22 protein-coding genes and 1 tRNA gene are annotated in these 21,980 nt (G+C 67.9%); 21 read left to right on the top strand and 2 right to left on the bottom strand.

Translation table 11 applies throughout. The features are described from left to right. The 5 genes from ABB33_RS18745 to glmM form a co-directional block, all read left to right on the top strand. On the top strand, positions 1-652 hold a 652-nt coding region (locus tag ABB33_RS18745; RefSeq protein ID WP_161809391.1), incomplete at its 5' end, for a hypothetical protein. A gap of 7 nt (positions 653-659) precedes the next feature. Then, complete coding sequence (gene trpA, locus ABB33_RS00750; protein WP_182212916.1) at positions 660-1,463, top strand: tryptophan synthase subunit alpha; 804 nt, start codon at positions 660-662, stop codon at positions 1,461-1,463. Positions 1,464-1,532: 69 nt separating this feature from the next. Further along, a complete protein-coding gene (locus ABB33_RS00745) occupies positions 1,533-2,720 on the top strand; it encodes an acyltransferase family protein (RefSeq protein WP_225546707.1) in 1,188 nt (395 codons plus the stop codon). Positions 2,721-2,950: 230 nt separating this feature from the next. After that, positions 2,951-3,838, top strand: a complete 888-nt coding sequence (gene accD, locus ABB33_RS00740; protein ID WP_054664832.1) for an acetyl-CoA carboxylase, carboxyltransferase subunit beta — start codon at positions 2,951-2,953, stop codon at positions 3,836-3,838. Beyond that, positions 3,838-5,208, top strand: coding sequence for a phosphoglucosamine mutase (gene glmM, locus ABB33_RS00735; RefSeq protein ID WP_056930798.1), 1,371 nt, complete (start codon positions 3,838-3,840; stop codon positions 5,206-5,208). The genes accD and glmM overlap by 1 nt, the downstream gene beginning before the upstream one ends. 114 nt (positions 5,209-5,322) lie before the next feature. On the opposite strand, the gene ABB33_RS00730 is transcribed toward glmM, so the two are convergent. Continuing rightward, positions 5,323-6,177, bottom strand: a complete 855-nt coding sequence (locus tag ABB33_RS00730; RefSeq protein ID WP_056930797.1) for a polysaccharide deacetylase family protein — start codon at positions 6,175-6,177, stop codon at positions 5,323-5,325. Continuing rightward, positions 6,089-7,336, bottom strand: coding sequence for a glycosyltransferase family 4 protein (locus ABB33_RS00725; protein ID WP_082594918.1), 1,248 nt, complete (start codon positions 7,334-7,336; stop codon positions 6,089-6,091). The genes ABB33_RS00730 and ABB33_RS00725 overlap by 89 nt, the downstream gene beginning before the upstream one ends. Positions 7,337-7,519: 183 nt before the next feature. Here ABB33_RS00725 and ABB33_RS00720 point away from each other — a divergent pair, with 183 nt between their 5' ends. From ABB33_RS00720 to nuoL, 16 genes are all read left to right on the top strand, one after another. Then, the gene (locus ABB33_RS00720; RefSeq protein ID WP_056930796.1) at positions 7,520-8,455 is read left to right on the top strand and encodes an isopenicillin N synthase family dioxygenase; all 936 of its coding nucleotides are present in this window, start codon (positions 7,520-7,522) and stop codon (positions 8,453-8,455) included. Between the two features lie 149 nt (positions 8,456-8,604). Further along, on the top strand, positions 8,605-9,360 hold the full coding sequence (tpiA, locus tag ABB33_RS00715) for a triose-phosphate isomerase (RefSeq protein WP_056930795.1): 756 nt from the start codon (positions 8,605-8,607) through the stop codon (positions 9,358-9,360). A 28-nt stretch (positions 9,361-9,388) separates the two neighbouring features. Then, on the top strand, positions 9,389-9,814 hold the full coding sequence (secG, locus tag ABB33_RS00710; RefSeq protein WP_054664845.1) for a preprotein translocase subunit SecG: 426 nt from the start codon (positions 9,389-9,391) through the stop codon (positions 9,812-9,814). Between the two features lie 52 nt (positions 9,815-9,866). Next, positions 9,867-9,951: transfer RNA gene (locus tag ABB33_RS00705), tRNA-Leu, on the top strand. Positions 9,952-10,063: 112 nt separating this feature from the next. After that, positions 10,064-10,420: an NADH-quinone oxidoreductase subunit A gene (locus ABB33_RS00700; protein ID WP_054664847.1), complete on the top strand. Its 357-nt coding sequence runs from the start codon at positions 10,064-10,066 to the stop codon at positions 10,418-10,420. After that, entirely contained in the window at positions 10,411-10,965 is a 555-nt protein-coding gene (locus ABB33_RS00695; protein ID WP_054664850.1) for a NuoB/complex I 20 kDa subunit family protein, read from the top strand. The genes ABB33_RS00700 and ABB33_RS00695 overlap by 10 nt, the downstream gene beginning before the upstream one ends. 32 nt (positions 10,966-10,997) lie before the next feature. Further along, positions 10,998-11,750 (top strand): NADH-quinone oxidoreductase subunit C, encoded by a 753-nt coding sequence (locus ABB33_RS00690; protein ID WP_056930794.1) that lies wholly within the window; start codon positions 10,998-11,000, stop codon positions 11,748-11,750. Next, a complete protein-coding gene (locus ABB33_RS00685; RefSeq protein WP_056930793.1) occupies positions 11,747-13,054 on the top strand; it encodes an NADH-quinone oxidoreductase subunit D in 1,308 nt (435 codons plus the stop codon). The genes ABB33_RS00690 and ABB33_RS00685 overlap by 4 nt, the downstream gene beginning before the upstream one ends. Positions 13,055-13,145: 91 nt before the next feature. Then, complete coding sequence (nuoE, locus tag ABB33_RS00680; RefSeq protein WP_054664857.1) at positions 13,146-13,673, top strand: NADH-quinone oxidoreductase subunit NuoE; 528 nt, start codon at positions 13,146-13,148, stop codon at positions 13,671-13,673. A 3-nt stretch (positions 13,674-13,676) separates the two neighbouring features. Beyond that, the gene (nuoF, locus tag ABB33_RS00675) at positions 13,677-15,014 is read left to right on the top strand and encodes an NADH-quinone oxidoreductase subunit NuoF (RefSeq protein ID WP_056930792.1); all 1,338 of its coding nucleotides are present in this window, start codon (positions 13,677-13,679) and stop codon (positions 15,012-15,014) included. Further along, positions 15,011-17,269 carry an NADH-quinone oxidoreductase subunit NuoG gene (gene nuoG / locus ABB33_RS00670; protein WP_056930791.1) on the top strand — a complete coding sequence of 753 codons (2,259 nt, stop codon included), beginning with the start codon at positions 15,011-15,013 and terminating at the stop codon, positions 17,267-17,269. The genes nuoF and nuoG overlap by 4 nt, the downstream gene beginning before the upstream one ends. Next, positions 17,266-18,360: an NADH-quinone oxidoreductase subunit NuoH gene (gene nuoH / locus ABB33_RS00665; protein WP_054664865.1), complete on the top strand. Its 1,095-nt coding sequence runs from the start codon at positions 17,266-17,268 to the stop codon at positions 18,358-18,360. The genes nuoG and nuoH overlap by 4 nt, the downstream gene beginning before the upstream one ends. A 3-nt stretch (positions 18,361-18,363) precedes the next feature. After that, complete coding sequence (gene nuoI / locus ABB33_RS00660) at positions 18,364-18,852, top strand: NADH-quinone oxidoreductase subunit NuoI (protein WP_054664867.1); 489 nt, start codon at positions 18,364-18,366, stop codon at positions 18,850-18,852. A 10-nt stretch (positions 18,853-18,862) separates the two neighbouring features. Next, a complete protein-coding gene (locus ABB33_RS00655) occupies positions 18,863-19,522 on the top strand; it encodes an NADH-quinone oxidoreductase subunit J (protein WP_056930790.1) in 660 nt (219 codons plus the stop codon). Then, positions 19,519-19,824 (top strand): NADH-quinone oxidoreductase subunit NuoK, encoded by a 306-nt coding sequence (gene nuoK, locus ABB33_RS00650; RefSeq protein WP_054664875.1) that lies wholly within the window; start codon positions 19,519-19,521, stop codon positions 19,822-19,824. Before ABB33_RS00655 ends, nuoK begins: the two co-directional genes overlap by 4 nt. A gap of 7 nt (positions 19,825-19,831) precedes the next feature. Then, the gene (gene nuoL / locus ABB33_RS00645; protein WP_056930789.1) at positions 19,832-21,970 is read left to right on the top strand and encodes an NADH-quinone oxidoreductase subunit L; all 2,139 of its coding nucleotides are present in this window, start codon (positions 19,832-19,834) and stop codon (positions 21,968-21,970) included. Positions 21,971-21,980: the final 10 nt, after the last annotated feature.

Here is a 21,980-nt window from a genome sequence, read left to right as displayed (position 1 = left end):
GGCCTGCATCGTGCTGGCGCTGGCAGCGTGCACGCCGGAGCAGCCCGCGGCCACGCCGGCACCGGTCACCGCGCCGACCCCGACCCCGACCCCGACCCCGACGCCGACCCCGACGCCGACGCCGCCGCCGCCCGCCGCTCCAGCGCCCGCAGCCGCTACGGAAGCGGGGGATGCCGCGGCGCAGCTGGGCGCCGTCGGCGACCTGCGGATCGGCGCCGCGTTCGGCAAGGCGCCGGGCGATGCGGCCTTCGTATCGGCCGGCATGCGCGAGGCGATGGAGGGCGACTGCGAATACTACGACCGCGGCACCCTGCCGCAGGGCATGTCGATGATGGTGATCGCCGACCACATCGCGCGCTTCGACGTCGATGGCGAAGGCGACCCGGGAGTGCGCGTGGACACGCGGCCGGCCACCGCGCCCGTCGCGCCGTTCGGGCTGTGGGTGGGCATGGACGTGGCCGAGGCGAAGAAGCGCCTGCCGGCCGGCGTGGTGGTCAGCCCGCATGCCTACGTATCGCCCAACGGCGACTACCTGACCTGGACCGACGCGCAGGCCAAGCTGGCCCTGCGCCTGGAAACCCTCGACGGCGTGGTGACCTCGATCTACTGGGGCCGGCCGGATGCGGTGGAACTGATTGAAGGATGTGCCTGAGATGACCGTGAACCGTATCGACGAGTGCTTTGCCCGCCTGCGCGCCTCCGGGCGCAAGGCGCTGATCCCGTTCATCACCGCCGGCGATCCGGCGCTGGACGCCACCGTGCCGGTGATGCATGCACTGGTCGCCGCCGGCGCCGACGTGATCGAGCTGGGCGTGCCGTTTTCCGATCCGATGGCCGACGGCCCGACGATCCAGCGCAGTTCCGAGCGCGCGCTGGCGCGCGGCGCCGGCCGCCGCTACGTGCTGGACAGCGTTGCCCGGTTCCGCGCACGCGATGCGCTCACCCCGGTGGTGCTGATGGGCTATCTCAACCCGGTGGAGATCCGCGGGGCCGCCCGGTTTGCCGCCGAGGCGGTGGAGGCCGGGGTCGATGGCGTGCTGCTGGTCGACCTGCCGCCGGAAGAAGCCGGCGAGATCCGCGCCGCGTTCAGCGCCGCCGGGCTGGCCCTGATCCTGCTGGCCTCGCCGACCAGCAGCCAGGCGCGGCTCGATGGCCTGTGCGACGCCGCCCAGGGCTACCTGTACTACGTCAGTTTCGCCGGGGTCACCGGCGCTTCGGAACGGTTGGACAGTGCCGCCGCCGGTGAGCGCCTGCGCCTGCTGCGCAGCCGCTCGAAGGCGCCGGTGGTGGCGGGGTTCGGGATCAAGGACGCGGCCAGTGCGGCGGCGATGGCGGTCGACGCCGATGGCGTGGTGGTGGGCAGCGCGCTGGTCGCGGCGATGGCCACGGCCGACTCGGTGGAAGCGGCGACGCGCAGCGCCGGTGCTTTCCTTGCGCCGCTGCGGCAGGCGCTGGACGCCTGAGCGGCGCAACCGCCGCTCGCCGGTGCCGGCATGGATAATGCGGGCCGGCCCGGTTCCGCAGGATGGCGCTTGAACGGTTCAATGATGCAGGCCGGTGGCCGCAACCCCGGCATCGACGCGTTGCGTGGTGTCTCGATCGTGATGGTGGTGCTGCACCACCTGGCGCTGCGCATCCCGCTGCGCGATACCGCGCTGGGCGACGTGCTGCCGCGGCGCCTGCTCAACGCGCTGAGCTACAACGGCTACGAGGCGGTCTTCGTGTTCTTCGTCGTGTCCGGCTTCCTGATCGCCTCGCATTCGTTGCGGCGCTGGGGCGCGCTGTCGTCCATCGACCTGCGCGCCTTCTACGTGCGCCGGGCCGCGCGCATCCTGCCATGCCTGTTGCTGCTGCTGGCGGTTTTGAGCGTGCTGCACCTGGCCGGCGTGCCGTTCTACGTGATCGACGGCGAAGGCCAGTCGCTGGGCGGCGCGCTGTTCTCGGCACTGGGCCTGCACCTGAACTGGTACGAGGGCCGCACCGGCTGGTTGCCCGGCGGCTGGGACGTGCTGTGGTCGCTGTCGATCGAGGAAGTGTTCTACCTGGGGTTCCCGCTGCTGTGCCTGCTGCTGCGCCGGCGCACGCCGCTGCTCGTGCTGCTGGCGCTGGCGGCGCTGTCGTTGCCGTTCACCCGCGCCGCCCTGGCGGGCAACGAGATATGGCAGGAGAAGGCCTATCTGCCGGGAATGGCGGCCATCGCCACCGGCGTGCTGGCCGCGTTGCTGGTCGAGCGCTGGCCGGCGCCGCCGCGGACCGCGCGGCTGCTGCGCGGGGCGGGCGTGCTGGGCCTGTTGGCGGTGCCGCTCTATGGGCGTGAGCTGTGGGCGTCGCTCGGCAACGGCTACATGCTGGTGCTGACCGGGTCGGCGGCGATGCTGATCGCCGGCCTTCAGCCTGCGCGCGGCGCAGGCGCGCCGATGCGCGGACTGGGCTGGCTGCGTGCCTTCGGCCGGCTGAGCTACGAGATCTACCTGACCCACATGTTCGTCGTGTTCGGGCTGGTGGCGCTGTACCGGCACGGTGGCAGCGACATCCGTTCCGGGTTCTGGTGGTACCTGCCGTTGCTGGGCCTGTGCTGGGCGCTCGGGGCGCTGCTGGCGCGGTTCTATTCCGACCCCTGCGACCGCGCGGTGCGGCGGCGCTGGCTGGGGGCGCACGATGCGCCGGGCAGTGGCCGGCCGGGCGTGGTGCCCGCGCCCCTGGACGGCGCTCGCCCCTAGTGCCGCGCCGGCCTGTCCGCGGCAGGCGCCGGGCGGTCACCCACGCGACCCGCGCCTGGCCGGCGGGATGGTCCGGGAGGGATGGCGGTCGGGCGGAGCGCGGCTGTCATCGCGTTTCCGGGCGATGGCATGGCCCCGGCTCTGTACGCTACCGTCGGTTTGCCGCCGCGCGCTAGACTGTCGGCCCTGTCGCGGCCCCCGGGCCGCCTAGAACGGAACCGTCATCCCGCATGAGCTGGCTCAGCAAATTGATGCCTTCGGGCATCCGCACCGACAACACGCCCAACCGGAAACGCAGCGTCCCCGAGGGGCTTTGGGAAAAGTGCAGCAGTTGCGGTGCCGCCCTGTACCGGCCGGAGCTGGAGGAGAACCTGGAGGTCTGCCCCAAGTGCGGCCACCACATGGCGATCCGCGCCCGGGCCCGCCTGGCGTCGCTGTTCGATGCCGACAGCACCACCGAGATCGCCGCGCGCCTCGGGCCGACCGACCTGCTCAAGTTCAAGGACCAGAAGAAGTACGCCGAGCGCATCAAGGCGTCGCAGAAGAACACCGGCGAGTACGACGCGCTGGTGGCGATGCGTGGCACCCTGAAGGGGCATCCGCTGGTCGCGGCCTCGTTCGACTTCGCTTTCATGGGCGGCTCGATGGGCTCGGTGGTCGGCGAGCGCTTCGCGCTGGCGGCCGAGACCGCGCTGGAAATCGGCGCGCCCTTCGTGTGCTTCTCCGCCAGCGGCGGCGCGCGCATGCAGGAAGGCCTGTTCTCGCTGATGCAGATGGCCAAGACCTCGGCTGCGCTGGGCAAGCTGCGCGACGCGGGCCTGCCGTACATCTCGGTGCTGACCCATCCCACCACCGGTGGCGTGTCCGCTTCGTTCGCGATGCTGGGCGACATCAACATCGCCGAGCCGCAGGCGCTGATCGGCTTCGCCGGCCCGCGCGTGATCGAGCAGACCGTGCGCGAGAAGCTGCCCGAAGGCTTCCAGCGTGCCGAGTTCCTGCTCGAGCACGGCGCCATCGACCAGATCTGCGACCGCCGCGAGATGCGCCAGCGCCTGGCCGACCTGCTGGCGATGCTGATGCGTCGGGAGCGCCCGGCCGACGACGTGGCCGCCGCCTGATGGTGGCCCGCAGGTATTTCGGCACCGACGGCATCCGCGGCCGGGTCGGTGAAGGTGCGATTTCCGCCGATTTCGTGCTGCGCCTGGGCAATGCCTACGGCCAGGCACTGGTGCGCGCGACCCAGGCGCGCGGCAGCGGCCGCAAGCCGCTGGTGGTGATCGGCAAGGACACCCGCATCTCCAACTACATGTTCGAGGCTGCGCTGGAGGCCGGGCTGGTGGCGGCCGGGGTGCACGTGCAGCTGATGGGGCCGATGCCGACGCCGGCGGTGGCGCACCTGACCCGCTCGCTGCGCGCCGATGGCGGCATCGTCATCTCCGCCTCGCACAACCCGCACCACGACAACGGCATCAAGTTCTTCTCCGCGCAGGGCGAGAAGCTCGACGACGCGACCGAGCTGTCGATCGAGGCCGCGCTCGAGCAGCCGTTCGCCACCGTGGCCTCCGAGCAGCTGGGCAAGGCGGTGCGCACGCGCGATGCGATCGGCCGCTATGTCGAGGCCTGCAAGAATTCGGTGCCGCGCGACTTCGACCTGCAGGGCATGCGCATCGTGCTCGATTGCGCCAATGGCGCGACCTACCAAGTGGCGCCGCTGGTGCTGCGCGAACTGGGTGCCAGCGTCGAGGCGATGGGCGTCGAGCCCAATGGCGTGAACATCAACGATGGCGTCGGCTCGATGTACCCGCAGGCACTGGCCGCCCGGGTGCGCGCCAGCGGGGCGCACCTGGGCATTGCCTTCGACGGCGACGGCGACCGCCTGCTGTTCGTGGACAGCGACGGCGTGGTGCACGATGGCGACGACCTGCTGTACCTGCTGGCGATGGACTGGAAGGCCAGTGGCCGCCTGCACGGGCCGGTGGTGGGCACGCTGATGACCAATTACGGGTTCGAGCAGGCGCTGGCGCAGGCCGGCATCGGCTTCCTGCGCGCCGACGTCGGCGACCGTTACGTGCACAAGGCGCTGCTGGATCACCACGGCGTGCTCGGCGGCGAAGCATCGGGCCACCTGCTGTGCCTGGACCGGGCCACCACCGGCGACGGCATCATCAGCGCGCTGCAGGTACTGGAGGTGCTCAGGCGCCGCGGCACCACCCTGCAGGACGCGCTGGCCGGGCTCAGCCGGGTGCCGCAGCAGACCATCAACGTCCGGGTCGGGCAGGGCATGTCGGCCAAGGACATCGTCCGCTCATCCGGGGTGGTCGCGGCACTGGCCGGCGCGCAGGTCGCGATCGTCGGGCGCGGACGCGCCTTCCTGCGTCCGTCCGGCACCGAGCCGGTGGTGCGGGTGACGGTGGAGGCCGACGACGCCGGTTTGATGCAGACCACGCTCGAGCGCCTGGCCGACGCGGTCAAGGCCGCCGCGGCATGATGAAACGCCCCGGATCCCGGGGCGTTTTGCTTTGGCTTCCCGCCATCCCTGAAGGCAGCCTGGCGTGCCGGCGACATGTGCTGCCCCGCGGCGGTGGCAGGCGCCCGGCGCCTGTCACGGCCCGGCGACCATGCCCCGGCGGCGCGCCTTGAACCGGTTGAACAGTGGCGCGATCACCGGGTTGTAGCTGCTGGCGATGCGCTTGCGCAGCCACTTCGCGGGACGGTTGCGGATCGCGAAACGGTAGATGTGCTCCGGGTCGCCGCCCACCAGGTTGCGGCCGAACGGATGGGTGGTGTGCAGGTAGCGGAAGCCGAGTTCGCGTGCGATCCGCACGTAGTCCTCGTCGAAATCGCCGTAGGGCCAGCACAGGGTGTCGGAGGCTTCGCCCAGTTCGCCGAGCAGCTGCTCGCGCGCCCGCACCAGGTCGTCGCGGATGCCCGCGCATTTCTCCTCGCGGCTGACCGGCCTGCGCAGCCAGCGGGTATGGGTATGGGTATGGCAGTGCATCTCGAAGGTGCCGGCGGCGATGGCCGCGCGCGCCTCGCTCCAGCGCATCATCACCTCGTCGGCGCGGTCCAGGCGGAAGATCGCGTCCTCGCAGCCGCGGTGGTCCGGGGTGGGCGGCAACGCGGCGCCCTGCTGGCCTGCATGCGGGCGCACCTCGCCCTGGCCCATCCAGCCGGTGACCAGGAACACCACCGCGCGCATGCCGTACTTCTGCAGGATGGGGTGGGCGTATACCCAGTTGTCCAGGTAGCCGTCGTCGAAGGTGATCAGGATCGATTTGCGCGGTACCGGCGCGCCGGCCAGGAAGCCGGCGTACTGCTGCATGGTCAGCGCGGTCCAGCCGTCGGCGGCCAGCCAGGCGATCTGGCTTTCAAAGTTCTCCGGGGAGACCGTGATCATGCCCGGCGACGGGCTGACGTGGTGGTGCATCAGCACCGGTACCGACTTGGCGTGGGCCATGTCCCAATTCCTCGAGCCACTGGTGGTAGAGATGTTCGGTGGCTTCGCAATGCCCCGCCGCCGTGAAGCGGTGTTCGCTGCGGATCCAGTCCAGGCCGGCGCGGCTCATCGCCTGGCGGAGTTCGCCGCACGCCGCCAGCGTGCGCAGGGCGGCGGTCAGCGCGTCCCGGTCCGCGGGCGCGACGAGGATAGCATTGGCCTGTTCGGCCACCATTTCCGGAATACCGCCCACGCGCGTGGCGACGATCGGCACGCCGGCCTGGGCGGCCTCCAGGAACACGGTGCCGGCGGCCTCCTTGTGGCTGGGCAGGGCGAACACGTCGAACCCGGCCATCAGCCGCGCGGCGTCGGCGCAATAGCCGGGCAGGTGGACCTGGCGCTCGATACCGTACTGCGCGCTCGCCGCTTTCAGCCGCGACATGACCGGCTCGCCGTCGCCGACGATCAGCAGGTGCAGTTTCGGGTTCTCCCGGCACAGCGGCGCGATCGCGTCGAGCAGGTCGAGGTGGCCCTTGGGTTCGCGCAGCACGGCCACGCAACCGACGACGACATCGTCGTCGCCGAAGCCCAGCTCGCCGCGTACTCCGGTGCGCAGTTGCTGCAGTTCCGGCCAGGTGCGCGCGGCCGGTTCCTCGCCGCTGTCCAGCGGCGACTGCGCCATCGGCGGGACCACGCCGATCCGCCCCGGGGCGATGCCCCGTTCCTGCAGCAGGCGCATCACGAACCGGCTGACGGTGATCACCCGGTGCGGCAGCCAGGTGTAGGTCAGCAGCGAGTGCACCGGGCTCATCAGGTGGCGCGAGCGCACCACCAGCGGGGCACCGGCAAGGCGCGCGCCGGCGGCGGCGATCAGTGCGTCGCGGCGGCTGGTGACATTGACCACGTCATAGCGGTGCGCACGCACCAGGTGGCGTACTGCGGGAATGCCCCGCAGCAGCCGACCCATCCCGCCCATCTCCAGGGTGTGCACGACGAAGCCGTGGTCGCGCGCCGCCTCGGCCAGGCGGGCGCCGGGCTGGCACAGCAGCGACATGTCGTGTCCGCGTGCGCGCATGGCCAGCAGGTGGCGGAGCAGGTAGATCTCCTGCCCACCCATGCCGCGGGCGGCTTCGGTGTGCAGGATCTTCAGTGGGCGGTCCGTCAGCGCGGCAGGTTGCATGCGGGGGGCGTGTGGTGGGGAGGGGCCGGGGCAGGGCGCCGGTCCGGCGCCCCCGCGGGCGCCCAAATTGTATCCTTTTGTATCAATGTGTCAGCGGCCGGCCGCAAGGCCGATCTGTCACAATATTCAGACGGGCGACAGGGTGCTGCCGGCCCGCATATCCACGACAAGCCAGGAACCGCTGTGAGCAAGATCCCAACCCTCGACATCACCCGCTTCGACAGCGACCGCGAGGCCTTCGTGGCCGAGCTGGGCGCCGCCTATCGCCAGTGGGGGTTCGCGGGCATCCGCAACCACGGCATCCCGCAGGCCGACATCGACGCGGCCTACGATGCCTTCAAGGCCTTCTTCGCCCTGCCGGAGGAGGTCAAGCGCAAGTACCACGTGGCCGGTGGCGGTGGCGCCCGCGGCTACACCCCGTTCGGCGTGGAGACCGCCAAGGGCTCCAAGCACTTCGACCTGAAGGAGTTCTGGCACATCGGCCGGGAAATCGTGGATGACTCGAAGTACCGCGAGGTGATGCCGCCGAACCTGTGGCCGAGCGAAGTGCCCGGGTTCCGCGAGCGCGGCTATGGCCTGTACCAGGCGCTGGACAACCTGGGGTCGCGCGTGCTGTCGGCGCTGGCCCTGCACATCGGGCTGCCGCAGGACTTCTTCGCCGACAAGACCAACAACGGCAACTCGATCCTGCGCCCGATCCACTACCCGCCGATCACCACCGACGACATTCCCAACGTGCGCGCCGGCGCGCATGGCGACATCAATTTCATCACCCTGCTGGTCGGCGCCAGCGCCGCGGGGCTGGAAGTGCAGTCGCACGATGGCGAGTGGGTGCCGTTCACGTCCGATGCGGACACCATCGTGGTCAACATCGGCGACATGCTGCAGCGCCTGACCAACCATGTGTACCCGTCGACCATCCATCGCGTGGTCAATCCCCCGGGCGAGCTGGCCCGCCAGCCGCGTTACTCGGTGCCGTTCTTCCTGCATCCGAACCCGGACTTCCTGATCGACGTGCTGCCGTCGTGCATCACCCCGGACAACCCGAGCCGGTATCCGGAGCCGATCACCGCGCACGGCTTCCTTGAGGAGCGCCTGCGCGAGATCAAGCTGAAATGAGCAACGAAGGCCGCCGCGAGGCGGCCTTCGCCGTCATGGCTGCCGGCGTGACGGATGCCATGGTGGTGTCCCGCGTTGTCCGTCGATTGTCCTGTGACTGTCCGTAGTGGGCTATCCTTCGCCCACTTTTCACTGGGAGTCGTTCCTGAATGCGCCGCACGATCGTCGCCGGTAACTGGAAGCTGCATGGCAGCCGTCAATTCGCCACCGAACTGGTGGGACAGGTGGCCGCCGGCCTGCCGCTGCAGGGGGTCGAGCTGGTGATCCTGCCGCCGCTGCCCTACCTGGGGGACCTGGTCGAGGACTTCGAGGGCACCGCGCTGGCCTTCGGCTCGCAGGACGTCAGCAGCAACGAGAAGGGGGCCTACACCGGCGAGGTCTCGGCCGCCATGCTGGTGGACGTGGGGGCGAGGTACGGCCTGGTCGGCCATTCCGAGCGCCGCCAGTACCACCATGAAAGCAGTGAGCTGGTCGCCCGCAAGTTCGTGGCCGCGGTGCATGCCGGCCTGGTCCCGGTCTTGTGTGTCGGTGAGACGCTGGAACAGCGCGAGGCCGGGCAGACCGAGCAGGTCATCGCCGCGCAGCTGGCGCCGGTGCTGGAGCTGGCCGGGGTCGATGCCTTCGCCGGGGCGGTGGTGGCGTATGAGCCGGTCTGGGCCATCGGCACCGGCCGCACGGCCAGTCCGGAGCAGGCGCAGGCCGTGCACGCCTTCATCCGTGGCGAAGTCGCCGGGCGCGATGCTAGAATCGCCGATTCGTTGCCGATCCTGTATGGCGGCAGCGTCAAGCCCGACAATGCTGCAGAGCTGTTTTCACAGCCTGACGTCGATGGCGGGCTGGTAGGCGGCGCTTCGCTGGTGGCGGCAGATTTCCTGGCCATCGCGAGGGCGGCAGCCGGTCGCTAACGGTGGAATTGTCCGGGACGGTTTTCAAATGCTGATGTTGATCCTCAATGTGGTCTATGTGCTGGTGGCGGTCGCGATGATCGCGCTGATCCTGATGCAGCGCGGCTCCGGCGCGGCGGCGGGCTCGGGCTTCGGTGCCGGCGCCTCGGGCACGGTGTTCGGCGCCCGTGGCGCCTCCAACTTCCTGTCCAAGTCCACCAAGTGGCTGGCGGTGGTGTTCTTCGGCATCAGCCTGTTCATGGCCTGGTACGCCACTCATGGCGCGCGCCCGACCGAGCAGGGGCTGGGCGTGATGTCCCAGACGCAGGCCCCGGCCGCCCCGGCCGCCCCGGCCGGCGAGCTGCAGTCCGTTCCGCAGGCCGCGGCCGCGGGCGAAGTGCCGCAGGCGGCGCCTGCGGCGAATAATCCGGCGCAGAGCGAAGAAAAGCCCGCCGAGGGCTCGCATAAAGACTGAAGACGGTTACAATACGCGCCGCACTGCAGAGCCGGTGCGCTGACGTAAGTAAGCCCAGGTGGCGGAATTGGTAGACGCACTACCTTGAGGTGGTAGCGACGCAAGTCGTAGGGGTTCGAGTCCCCTCTTGGGCACCATGAGTTTGTTATGCGGGTATGCGGGATGCGGCAGCTCCCGCCGAGGCAAGTCCCGTCAATCCCCATGCGCGGGCGCCTGCAGGTGTCCGGGCAGAGGCAAGAGAGAATCGCTGTGCTGGCCGAATATTTGCCGTCCCTGCTGTTTCTGATCGTCGCCACCGGCATCGGCGTCGCCCTGATGCTGATCGGTCGTTTCCTTGGCCCCCGCAGCCCCGACGAGCAGAAACTGTCGCCGTACGAGTGCGGCTTCGAGGCGTTCGAGAACGCGCGCATGAAGTTCGACGTGCGCTACTACCTCATCGCCATCCAGTTCATCGTCTTTGACCTGGAAATCATCTTCATCGTGCCCTGGACCCAGGTGTTCATGGAGCTGGGCGCCCGCTCGCTCGTCACCATGGGCCTGTTCGTGGGCATGCTGTTCCTCGGCTTTATCTACGTGTGGAAGAAGGGAGCGCTGGAATGGGAGTGATTCAGACTCTCGATGGCCTGATGAACAACCCCATCCCGGAAGGGCGGGTTGACGACATCCTGCGGCCCGAAGGCGACAATCCGCTGCTCGAGAAGGGCTACGTCACCACCAGCGTCGACGCCCTGCTGAACTGGGCGCGCACCGGCTCGATGTGGCCGATGACCTTCGGCCTGGCCTGCTGCGCGGTGGAAATGATGCACGCCGGCGCCTCGCGCCTGGACCTGGACCGCTACGGCGTGGTGTTCCGCCCGTCGCCGCGCCAGTCCGACGTGATGATCGTCGCCGGCACCCTGGTCAACAAGATGGCCCCGGCGCTGCGCAAGGTCTACGACCAGATGCCCGACCCCAAGTGGGTCATTTCGATGGGCAGCTGCGCCAACGGTGGCGGCTATTACCACTATTCGTACGCGGTGGTGCGCGGCTGCGACCGCGTGGTGCCGGTGGACGTGTACGTCCCGGGCTGCCCGCCAACCGCCGAGGCGCTGGTGTACGGCATCCTGCAGCTGCAGAAGAAGATCTGGCGCACCCAGACCATCGCCCGCTGATTCCCTTTCAAGTCAAGAGCACGCCAGCCCCCATGGCCCAGCAAGCACCTTCACTCATCGACCGACTTCGCGCGCGTTTCGCCGGTGCGCAGGTCTCCGTGGTCGAACCGCGCGGCGAAGTGACGCTGGAGGTTCCGTCGGCCGACTGGCATGCCGTCGCCGTCGCACTGCGCGACGAGTTCGGCTTCGAGCACGCCACCGACCTGTGCGGCGTCGATTACCTCGGCTACGGCAGCGACGAGTGGGACACTTCCGACGTTTCCTCGCAGGGCTTCAGCCGTGGCGTGGAAGGCAAGGGCGCCGGCCGCTTCGCCTGGGGCGAGTTCCCCAACCATGAAACCGCCGATGGCGCGCAGCCCGACGCGCTGCCCAGGCAGCGTTTTGCGGTCGTCGTGCAGCTGCGTTCCTACCAGCACAACCAGCTCCTGCGCATGCGCTGCTTCGCCCCGAGCGAGTCGCTGCCGGTGGTGGCGTCGCTGACCAGCGTCTGGCCGGGCCTGAACTGGTTCGAGCGCGAGGCGTTCGACCTGTACGGCGTGATCTTCGAAGGCCACCCGGACCTGCGCCGCATCCTGACCGACTACGGTTTCGTCGGCCATCCGTTCCGCAAGGATTTCCCGCTGATCGGCAACGTCGAAGTGCGTTACGACGAAGAAAAGAAGCGCGTGGTCTACGAGCCGGTGACTTCGGTCGAACCGCGCGTGGGCGTACCGCGCGTGATCCGCGACGACGCCCGCTTCGAGACCGCCGAAGGCGAGCGCGCGCAGAGGGAGGCAAGCAAGTGAGCGAGTTCCACCAGGCCACCGGGGCCTTCGCCAGCAATCCCGCCGAAGCCCGGCAGGAGATCCGCAACTACACCATGAACTTCGGCCCGCAGCACCCGGCCGCGCATGGCGTGCTGCGCCTGATCCTGGAGATGGACGGCGAGACCATCATGCGCGCCGACCCGCACGTTGGCCTGCTGCATCGCGCCACCGAGAAGCTGGCCGAGTCCAAGCCGTTCAACCAGTCGATCGGCTACATGGATCGCCTGGATTACTGCTCGATGATGTGCAACGAGCACGCCTACGTCCGCGCCATCGAGACCCTGGCGGGCATCGAGGTGCCGGAGCGCGCGCAGTACATCCGCACGATGTTCGACGAGATCACCCGCATCCTCAACCACCTGATGTGGCTGGGTTCGAACGGGCTCGACCTCGGCGCGATGGCGGTGATGCTGTATGCGTTCCGCGAGCGCGAGGAGCTGATGGACTGCTACGAGGCGGTCTCCGGCGCGCGCATGCACGCGGCCTATTACCGCCCGGGCGGCGTCTACCGCGACCTGCCGGACACGATGCCGAAGTACAAGGAATCGCGCTGGCACAAGGGCAACGCGCTCAAGCGCCTGAACGCGGCCCGCGAGGGCTCGCTGCTGGACTTCCTGGAGAACTTCACCAGCGAATTCCCCAAGCGCGTCGACGAGTACGAAACCCTGCTCACCGACAACCGCATCTGGAAGCAGCGTACCGTCGGCATCGGCGTGGTCACCCCGGAGCACGCCCTGGCGTGGGGCATGACCGGCGCCATGCTGCGCGGCTCGGGCATCGCCTGGGACCTGCGCAAGAAGCAGCCGTACGCCAAGTACGACGCGGTCGACTTCGACATCCCGCTGGGCACCAATGGCGACTGCTACGACCGTTACCTGGTCCGCGTCGCCGAAATGCGCCAGTCCAACCGCATCATCCAGCAGTGCGTGCGCTGGCTGAAGGCCAACCCCGGCCCGGTCATGGTCCGCAACTTCAAGGTCGCCCCTCCGTCGCGTGCGGAGATGAAGGACGACATGGAAGCGCTGATCCACCACTTCAAGCTGTTCAGCGAAGGCTACTGCGTGCCGGCCGGCGAGACCTACGCCGCGGTCGAGGCGCCGAAGGGCGAATTCGGCTGCTACCTGGTCTCGGACGGCGCCAACAAGCCGTTCCGCGTGCACCTGCGTGCGCCGGGCTTCGCCCACCTGTCCTCGATCGATTCGATCGTGCGCGGCCACATGCTGGCCGACGTGGTGGCGATGATCGGCACCTACGACCTCGTGTTCGGCGAGGTCGACCGGTAATGCCGGGCATGCGTACAACGCCCGGTGCCAGCGCGGCCATGCTGCTGCAGGCACCGGTTTCCCAGGATCTGCTATTGGTTGAGGTCGGCCGATGAAGGCGACAGGTAATTTCGAGGCGGCGCGTGACGTCGACCCGATGGTGGTTTTGAGCGACAAGACCCGTGCTCACATCGATCACTGGCTGACGAAGTTCCCGCCGGAACGCAAGCGCTCGGCGGTGCTGCAGGGCCTGCATGCCGCGCAGGAGCAGAACCAGGGCTGGCTGAGCGACGAGTTGATCGCCGCGGTGGCCAAGTACCTGGACCTGCCGTTCGTGTGGGCCTACGAGGTCGCCAGCTTCTACTCGATGTTCGAGACCGAGAAGGTCGGCCGCAACAACGTCGCCATCTGCACCAACATCAGCTGCTGGCTCAATGGCGCCGAGGACATCGTGCGCCATTGCGAGAAGAAGCTGGGCATCAAGCACGGCGAATCGACCCCGGACGGCCGCGTCTACCTCAAGCGCGAGGAAGAGTGCCTGGCCGGCTGCGCGGGCGCGCCGATGATGGTCATCAACGGTCACTACCACGAGCGCCTGACGCTGGACCAGGTCGACGCGCTGCTGGACGGGCTGGAGTAAGGCATGGCACACCACGAATCCAGGGGCCCGGTCGGTCCGGCGCCGCTTCCGCACAACGTGGTCTACACCACGCTGCACTACGACACCCCGTGGTCGTACGAGAACTACCTCAAGACCGGTGGCTACGCCGCGCTGCGCAAGATCCTCGAGGAGAAGATCGCGCCGGCCGACGTGATCGAGATGGTCAAGCAGTCCGGCCTGCGCGGCCGCGGCGGTGCAGGCTTCCCGACCGGCCTGAAGTGGTCGTTCATGCCCAAGGACGCGCCGCAGAAGTACATCCTGTGCAACTCGGACGAGTCCGAGCCGGGTACCTGCAAGGACCGCGACATCCTGCGCTACAACCCGCATTCGGTGGTGGAGGGCATGGCGATCGCCTGCTACGCCACCGGCTCGACCGTTGGCTACAACTACCTGCGCGGCGAGTTCCACCACGAGCCGTTCGAGCACTTCGAGCAGGCCCTGGCCGATGCCTACAAGCATGGCTGGCTGGGCAAGAACGTGCTGGGCAGCGGCGTGGACATCGACATCTACGCGGCGCTGGGCGCCGGTGCCTACATCTGCGGCGAAGAAACCGCGCTGATGGAGTCGCTGGAAGGCAAGAAGGGCCAGCCGCGCTACAAGCCGCCGTTCCCGGCCAATTTCGGCCTGTACGGCAAGCCGTCGACGATCAACAACACCGAAACCTACGGCTCGGTGCCGGCGATCATCCGCAACGGCCCGGAGTGGTTCAAGGGCCTGAGCAAGACCGCCAACGGCGGCCCGAAGTGCTTCTCCGTCTCCGGCTGCGTGCAGAAGGGCGGCAACTTCGAAGTGCCGCTGGGCACCACCTTCGACGAACTGCTGGAAATGGCCGGTGGCCTGCGTCCGGGCCGCAAGCTGAAGGCGGCGATCCCGGGCGGCGTGTCGATGCCGGTGCTGACCGCCGAGCAGCTCAAGGGGCTGCCGATGGACTACGACACCATCCGCGCGCTGGGCTCGGGCCTGGGCTCCGGGGCCATCGTGGTGCTGGACGACAGCGTGTGCTGCGTCAAGTTCGCGTGCCGCATCAGCCAGTTCTTCCACAAGGAATCCTGCGGCCAGTGCACCCCGTGCCGCGAGGGCACCGGCTGGATGCACCGCGTGCTGGAGCGCATCGTCGCCGGCAAGGCCACGATGGAAGACCTGCACCAGCTGCGCACCGTCGCCGGTCAGATCGAAGGCCACACCATCTGCGCCTTCGGCGAAGCGGCGGCCTGGCCGATCCAGGGGTTCCTGCGCCAGTTCTGGGACGAATTCGAGTACTACATCGTCAACGGTTATTCGATGGTTGACGGCAAGAAGGTGGAGGCTGCTGCCGCATGAGCGCGCAACCTGTAAATCCGAGCGGAAACCCGAGCGAGGCACCCGTGGTGCCGGAAGGACACGTCACCATCGAGATCGATGGGCAGACGCTGTTCGCGCCCAAGGGGTCGATGATCATCCAGGCCGCCGACAAGGCCGGCATTTCGATTCCGCGCTTCTGCTACCACGAGAAGCTGCCGATCGCGGCCAACTGCCGCATGTGCCTGGTCGATGTCGAGAAGTCGCCCAAGCCGTCGCCGGCGTGCGCTACGCCGGTCATGGACGGCATGAAGATCCAGACCCGCAACGAAAAGGCGCTGAAGTACCAGCGCTCGGTCATGGAGTTCCTGCTGATCAACCACCCGCTGGACTGCCCGATCTGCGACCAGGGCGGCGAGTGCGAGCTGCAGGACGTGTCGCTGGGCTACGGCCGTTCGGTCAGCCGCTTCAACGAGCGCAAGCGCGTGGTGGCCGACGAGGACATGGGGCCGCTGGTCGCCACCGAGATGACCCGCTGCATCCAGTGCACCCGCTGCGTGCGCTTCACCGCCGAGATCGCCGGTACCTACGAGCTGGGCGGCATGTACCGCGGCGAGAACCTGCAGATCGGCACCTACGACGGCAAGCCGCTGACCACCGAGCTGTCCGGCAACGTGATCGACGTGTGCCCGGTCGGCGCGCTGACCAACAAGGTGTTCCAGTTCAAGGCGCGTCCGTGGGAACTCACCGCGCGTGAGTCGCTCGGCTACCACGACGCGATGGGCTCGAACCTGTTCCTGCACGTGCGGCGCGGCGAAGTGCTGCGCGCGGTGCCGCGCGACAACGAACTGGTCAACGAGTGCTGGCTGTCCGACCGCGACCGTTATTCGCACCAGGGCCTGTATGCCGCCGACCGCGCGGTCAAGCCGCTGCAGAAGGTCAACGGCGAGTGGAAGGAAGTGAGCTGGGCCGAAGGCCTGGCCGCCGCCCGCGAGATCCTGGACGGCAACCGCGGCGACGACCTCGGCGTGCTGGTGCATCCGTCCACCTCCAACGAGGAGGGCGCGCTGCTGGCCCGCCTGGCCACCGGCCTGGGCAGTGGCAACATCGACCACCGCATCGACAACCGCGATTTCTCGGACGCGGCCACGGCCGAAGTGTTCGCGGCCCCGCTGGCCGAGATCGAAGCGGCCGACCGCATCGTCCTGCTGGGCAGCAACGTCCGCCACGAGCTGCCGCTGCTGCACGCCCGCCTGCGCAAGGCGCAGACCAAGAACGGCGCGCGGATCTTCGCGGTCAACCCGGTCGATTTTGACTTCGCGTTCAGCCTGGCCGGCAAGCAGATCGTCGCCCCGTCCAGGTTCGCCGAAGCCCTGGCCAGCGCCGAGCTGCATTCGGCGGTGCAGGGCGGTGGCAACACCGTTCTGATCGTCGGTGGCATCGCCGAGAACCACCCGCAGGCCGCCGCGATCCGCGCCGCCGCGCGCGATTTCGCCGCCGCCACCGGCGCCAGGCTGTGCCGCATCCCGCAGGGTGCCAACGCCGTCGGCCTGTCCCGCGCCGGCGTGTTGCCGGCCGGCAAGGACGTCGCCACGATGCTTGCGCAGCCGCGCAAGGCCTACGTGCTGTACGGCATCGAGCCGGGCCTGGACTTCGCCGACAGCGCCGCCGCGCGCAAGGCGCTGGCCGGCGCCAAGGTGGTGGCGTTCAGCCAGTTCGCCTGCGCCTCGACCCGTGACGTGGCCGACGTGATCCTGCCGATCGGCGCGCTGCCGGAAATCGACGCGACCCTGACCAACCTCGACGGCCGCGAGCAGCAGGCCCGTGCCGGTGGCAAGCTGCCGGGCGAGGCCCGCGAGGGCTGGCGCGTGCTGCGCGCCCTGGGCGGCGACCTGCAGCTGGCCGGTTTCGGCTTCACCGACCTGGCAGGCCTGCGTGCCGGCCTGCAGCCGGTGCAGGTCGACGTGGCCGCCTCGGCGCAGCCGCAGGTGACGGGCGAGGGCCTGGAAGTGGCTTCGACCGCCGCGATCTACCGCACCGATGCGGTGGTCCGCCGTGCCGAGGCGCTGCAGGCGCATCCGCTGAACAACGCGCCGCGCATCGTGCTCAACGCCGATGACGCCGCGCGCCTGCAGCTGGTGGAAGGGCAGATGGCCAAGGTCGGCACCGATGCCGGCAAGGCGACCCTGCCGGTCGTGGTCGACGCGCGCGTCGCCGCCGGTACGGTCTGGATTGAATCGGGCCACGGCGCCACCGCGCCGCTGGGCGCCGCTCGGGTAACGGTGGTGGCTGCATGAACGAGTTGCTGTTGAACGCGGTCGACCCGCTGCACCAGTGGTTGCTGGCGCTGGGCGACATCGGCATCGTGCTGTGGACGGTGCTGAAGATCCTGGTCATCGCCATGCCGATCATCATATCGGTGGCGTTCTACGTGCTGTGGGAGCGCAAGCTGATCGGCTGGATGCACGTGCGCCACGGGCCGATGTACGTCGGCCTCGGCGGCCTGCTGCAGGCCTTCGCCGACGTCACCAAGCTGCTGTTCAAGGAAATCGTGCGCCCGGCCAACGCGCACAAGGCGATGTACGTGCTGGCGCCGCTGATCGTGCTGGCACCGTCGTTCGCGGCCTGGTCGGTGGTCCCGTTCGACTACAAGCTGGTGCTGTCCAACGCCAACGTCGGCCTGCTGTACCTGCTGGCGATGACCTCACTGGGCATCTACGGCGTGATCCTGGCCGGCTGGGCGTCGAACTCCAAGTACGCCTTCCTCGGCGCGATGCGTTCGGCCGCGCAGATGGTCAGCTACGAGATCGCGATGGGCTTCGCGCTGGTCGGCGTGATGATCGCCGCCGGCAGCCTCAACCTGAGCGAGATCGTGCTGGCGCAGCAGGGCAGTTCCGGCCTGTTCGACTGGTTCCTGCTGCCGCTGCTGCCGCTGTTCGTCGTGTACTGGGTGTCCGGCGTGGCCGAGACCAACCGCGCTCCGTTCGACGTGGTCGAAGGCGAGTCCGAAATCGTCGCCGGCCACATGGTCGAGTACTCCGGCGGTGCGTTCGCGCTGTTCTTCCTGGCCGAGTACGCCAACATGATCCTGATCAGCTTCCTGATCTCGATCTTCTTCATGGGCGGCTGGCTGAGCCCGATCCAGGGCTGGGTCACGGCGGACGTGTCGCCCTGGGTCAACTGGATCTGGAACGGCGGTTGGCCGTGGCTGCTGGCCAAGGTCTTCTTCTTCGCCAGTTCCTACATCTGGTTCCGTGCCACGTTCCCGCGCTTCCGCTACGACCAGATCATGCGTCTGGGCTGGAAGGTGTTCATCCCGCTGACCATCGCGTGGATCGCGGTGACCGCACTGCTCGTGTTCTACGGCGTGATCCAGAGAGGCGTTTGATTCATGAAAAAGATCACCCACTATTTCAAGAGCCTGCTGCTGCTGGAGCTCGTCTCCGGCATGTGGCTGACGCTGAAGTACGCATTCAAGCCCAAGTACACCGTGCTGTACCCGATGGAGAAGTTCCCGCAGTCGCCGCGTTTCCGCGGCCTGCACGCGCTGCGCCGTTATCCGAACGGCGAGGAACGCTGCATCGCCTGCAAGCTGTGCGAGGCGGTATGCCCGGCGCTGGCCATCACCATCGACTCGGCCAAGCGCGAGGACGGCACCCGCCGCACCACGCGCTACGAGATCGACCTGTTCAAGTGCATCTTCTGCGGTTTCTGCGAGGAGAGCTGCCCGGTGGACTCGATCGTGGAAACCCATATCCTGGAGTACCACTTCGAGAACCGTGGCGAGAATATCGTCACCAAGCCGCAGCTGCTGGCCATCGGTGATCGGCTGGAAGCCGAGATCGCCGAGCGCCGCGCCGCCGACGCCGCCTTCCGTTGAGGACCGAAAGATGGATTGGGTAAATATCGCTTTCTGGTTCTTCTCGATCGTGGCGGGGCTCTCGGCCCTGTCGGTGATCAGCGTGCGCAACCCGGTGTATGCCGTGCTGTGCCTGATCCTGACCTTCTTCTCCATCGCCTGCGTCTGGCTGCTGGTCGGCGCCGAGTTCCTGGGTGTCACCCTGGTGCTGGTGTACGTGGGCGCGGTGATGGTGCTGTTCCTGTTCGTGGTGATGATGCTGGACGTCGAGACCGACAGCCTGCGCGAAGGCTGGGTGCGCTACCTGCCGGTCGGGCTGGTGGTCGCTGTGGTGATGCTGCTGCAGATGCTGACCCTGATCGGCATCAAGGCCCGCATGGCCGCGCCGTTCCCGGCGGACAATGCCGCCGCGGTCGCCGCCGACAGCTCCAACATCACCTGGCTGGCACGCAGCCTGTTCACCGAATACCTGCTGCCGTTCGAATTCGCCGCGGTGATCCTGACCGTGGCGGTGATCGCCGCGGTGATGCTGACCCTGCGCCGCCGCACCGGCGTGAAGTCGCAGAACCCGTCGGAGCAGACCCGTGTCCGCGCCAGCGACCGCCTGCGCATCGTGAAGATGGCGGCCGAGAAGCCGGTGCCGCTGACCGACACCACGCACAACGAAGGCGGCGAGGAGGCCAAGCCATGATTTCCCTGGGCCACATGCTCGCGCTGGGCGCGGTGATGTTCTGCATCTCCGTCGCCGGCATCTTCCTCAACCGCAAGAACATCATCGTGCTGCTGATGTCGATCGAGTTGATGCTGCTGTCGGTGAACATCAACTTCGTCGCCTTCTCGCGGCAGCTCGGCGATACCGCCGGCCAGCTGTTCGTGTTCTTCATCCTGACCGTGGCCGCGGCGGAAGCCGCCATCGGCCTCGCGATCCTGGTGACCCTGTTCCGTACCCGCCACACCATCAACGTTGGCGAAGTCGATTCGTTGAAGGGCTGACCCACAGATGGAAATCACTCTCTCCAAGAGTCTGTTGATCGCAGTGGTGCTGGCACCGCTGCTCGGCAGCATCATCGCCGGCCTGTTCGGTCGCCAGGTGGGGCGCAAGGGTGCCCAGTACGCCACCATCCTCGGCGTCGCGGTCAGCTGCGCGCTGTCGATGCACACCCTCTACCAGTTGCTGTGGGGCGGGGCGCAGCCGTTCAACCAGAACATCTACACCTTCTTCGAAGTCGGCCAGTACGCGGCGCACGTCGGTTTCATGGTCGACCGCCTGACCGCGATGATGATGGTGGTGGTGACGTTCGTGTCGCTGCTGGTGCACGTCTACTCGATCGGCTACATGGCCGATGACGACGGCTACCAGCGCTTCTTCAGCTACATCTCGCTGTTCACCTTCTCGATGCTCACCCTGGTGATGAGCAACAACTTCCTGCAGCTGTTCTTCGGCTGGGAAGCGGTGGGCCTGGTGTCGTACCTGCTGATCGGCTTCTACTTCAAGAAGCCCAGCGCGATCTTCGCCAACATGAAGGCGTTCCTGGTCAACCGCGTCGGCGACTTCGGCTTCCTGCTGGGCATCGCCGCCGTGCTGTGGGTGTTCGGCACCCTGGACTACGCGACGGTGTTCGCCAACGCGCCGCTGCTGAACGACCCCAACGCGCTGGTCCAGGTGTGGTCGGGCTCGATCAACCTGTTCGGCCATCCGGTGCAGGTGCTGAGCGAGCCGGTGATCTGGTCGATCGCCACCCTGATCTGCATCTGCCTTTTCATCGGCGCGATGGGCAAGTCGGCGCAGGTGCCGCTGCACGTGTGGCTGCCCGATTCGATGGAAGGCCCGACCCCGATCTCGGCGCTGATCCACGCCGCCACCATGGTCACCGCCGGCATCTTCATGGTGACCCGCATGTCGCCGCTGTTCGAGCTGTCGCAGACCGCGCTGAACTTCGTGCTGTTCATCGGTGCCACCACGGCCTTCTTCACCGGCCTGATCGGCATCGTGCAGAACGACATCAAGCGCGTGGTCGCCTACTCGACCCTGTCGCAGCTGGGCTACATGACCGTGGCCCTGGGCGTGTCGGCCTACTCGGGCGCGGTGTTCCACCTGATGACCCACGCCTTCTTCAAGGCGCTGCTGTTCCTGGGCGCCGGCTCGGTCATCATCGGCATGCACCACGAGCAGAACATGATGAAGATGGGCGGCCTGCGCAAGTACATGCCGATCACCCACATCACCATGTGGATCGGTACCCTGGCGCTGGTCGGTACCCCGTTCTTCGCCGGTTTCTATTCGAAGGACACCATCATCGAGGCCGCCGCGCTGCATGCCCACACCGCGGACAACTGGGTGGCGACCTACGGCTACTGGGCGGTGCTGGGCGGCGTGATCGTCACCAGCTTCTACAGCTTCCGCCTGCTGTTCCTGACGTTCTTCGGCAAGGAACGCTTCCGCGACGCGCACGATGACCACGGCCACGACGCCCACCACCATGACGACCATCATGGACATGGCGCGCACGAGCCGCACGAGTCGCCGTGGGTGGTGACCCTGCCGCTGATCCTGCTGGCGATCCCGTCCATCCTGATCGGTTTCTTCACCATCGGCCCGATGCTGTTCGGCACCGGCTGGGACGGCCATGCCGCGGCAACCGGCGTGCCGGGCCAGACCCTGTCGTTCTTCACCGGTATCGTCGACTTCTACGATCCGGCCCGCGACACCATCGCCGCCGTCGGCAGGGAGTTCTGGCATGGTTCGGTCGGCTATGCGCTGCACGGCATGAAGATGCCTGCGTTCTGGCTGACGGTGGCCGGTTTCATCCTGGCCTGGGTGTTCTACATCTGGAAGCCCGAGCTGGCAGGCAAGTCCCGCAAGGCCCTGGCGCCGGTCGTATCGGTGCTGGAGAACAAGTACGGTTTCGACAAGCTGTGGATCGATGGTTTCGCCGGTGGCAGCGTCAAGCTTGGCAAGGCCGCCCGTGCCGTGGACAGCAACGTGGTGGATGGGGTGGTGAACGGTGCGGCCCGCGTGGTCGAGCTTGCCGCCAACCTGCTGCGCCGCACCCAATCCGGTTTCCTCTACCACTACGCCTTCGTGATGATCATCGGCCTGATCGCCCTGCTGGGCCTGCTGATGCATTTCTCGCGTTGACCTGTACGGA

Source organism: Stenotrophomonas acidaminiphila (assembly GCF_001431595.1).
Classification (GTDB): domain Bacteria; phylum Pseudomonadota; class Gammaproteobacteria; order Xanthomonadales; family Xanthomonadaceae; genus Stenotrophomonas; species Stenotrophomonas acidaminiphila.
This window is presented reverse-complemented; position numbering and strand designations above follow the sequence as displayed.

What these genes read in the sequence shown, in the direction of transcription:
- accD (WP_054664832.1), top strand. Translation starts at nt 2,951, where the DNA reads ATGAGCTGGCTCAGCAAATTGATGCCTTCGGGCATCCGCACCGACAAC.
- glmM (WP_056930798.1), top strand. Translation starts at nt 3,838, where the DNA reads ATGGTGGCCCGCAGGTATTTCGGCACCGACGGCATCCGCGGCCGGGTC.
- ABB33_RS00730 (WP_056930797.1), bottom strand. Translation starts at nt 6,177, where the DNA reads ATGGCCCACGCCAAGTCGGTACCGGTGCTGATGCACCACCACGTCAGC.
- ABB33_RS00725 (WP_082594918.1), bottom strand. Translation starts at nt 7,336, where the DNA reads ATGCAACCTGCCGCGCTGACGGACCGCCCACTGAAGATCCTGCACACC.
- tpiA (WP_056930795.1), top strand. Translation starts at nt 8,605, where the DNA reads ATGCGCCGCACGATCGTCGCCGGTAACTGGAAGCTGCATGGCAGCCGT.
- secG (WP_054664845.1), top strand. Translation starts at nt 9,389, where the DNA reads ATGCTGATGTTGATCCTCAATGTGGTCTATGTGCTGGTGGCGGTCGCG.
- ABB33_RS00695 (WP_054664850.1), top strand. Translation starts at nt 10,411, where the DNA reads ATGGGAGTGATTCAGACTCTCGATGGCCTGATGAACAACCCCATCCCG.
- ABB33_RS00690 (WP_056930794.1), top strand. Translation starts at nt 10,998, where the DNA reads ATGGCCCAGCAAGCACCTTCACTCATCGACCGACTTCGCGCGCGTTTC.
- nuoE (WP_054664857.1), top strand. Translation starts at nt 13,146, where the DNA reads ATGAAGGCGACAGGTAATTTCGAGGCGGCGCGTGACGTCGACCCGATG.
- nuoF (WP_056930792.1), top strand. Translation starts at nt 13,677, where the DNA reads ATGGCACACCACGAATCCAGGGGCCCGGTCGGTCCGGCGCCGCTTCCG.
- nuoG (WP_056930791.1), top strand. Translation starts at nt 15,011, where the DNA reads ATGAGCGCGCAACCTGTAAATCCGAGCGGAAACCCGAGCGAGGCACCC.
- nuoH (WP_054664865.1), top strand. Translation starts at nt 17,266, where the DNA reads ATGAACGAGTTGCTGTTGAACGCGGTCGACCCGCTGCACCAGTGGTTG.
- nuoI (WP_054664867.1), top strand. Translation starts at nt 18,364, where the DNA reads ATGAAAAAGATCACCCACTATTTCAAGAGCCTGCTGCTGCTGGAGCTC.
- ABB33_RS00655 (WP_056930790.1), top strand. Translation starts at nt 18,863, where the DNA reads ATGGATTGGGTAAATATCGCTTTCTGGTTCTTCTCGATCGTGGCGGGG.
- nuoK (WP_054664875.1), top strand. Translation starts at nt 19,519, where the DNA reads ATGATTTCCCTGGGCCACATGCTCGCGCTGGGCGCGGTGATGTTCTGC.
- nuoL (WP_056930789.1), top strand. Translation starts at nt 19,832, where the DNA reads ATGGAAATCACTCTCTCCAAGAGTCTGTTGATCGCAGTGGTGCTGGCA.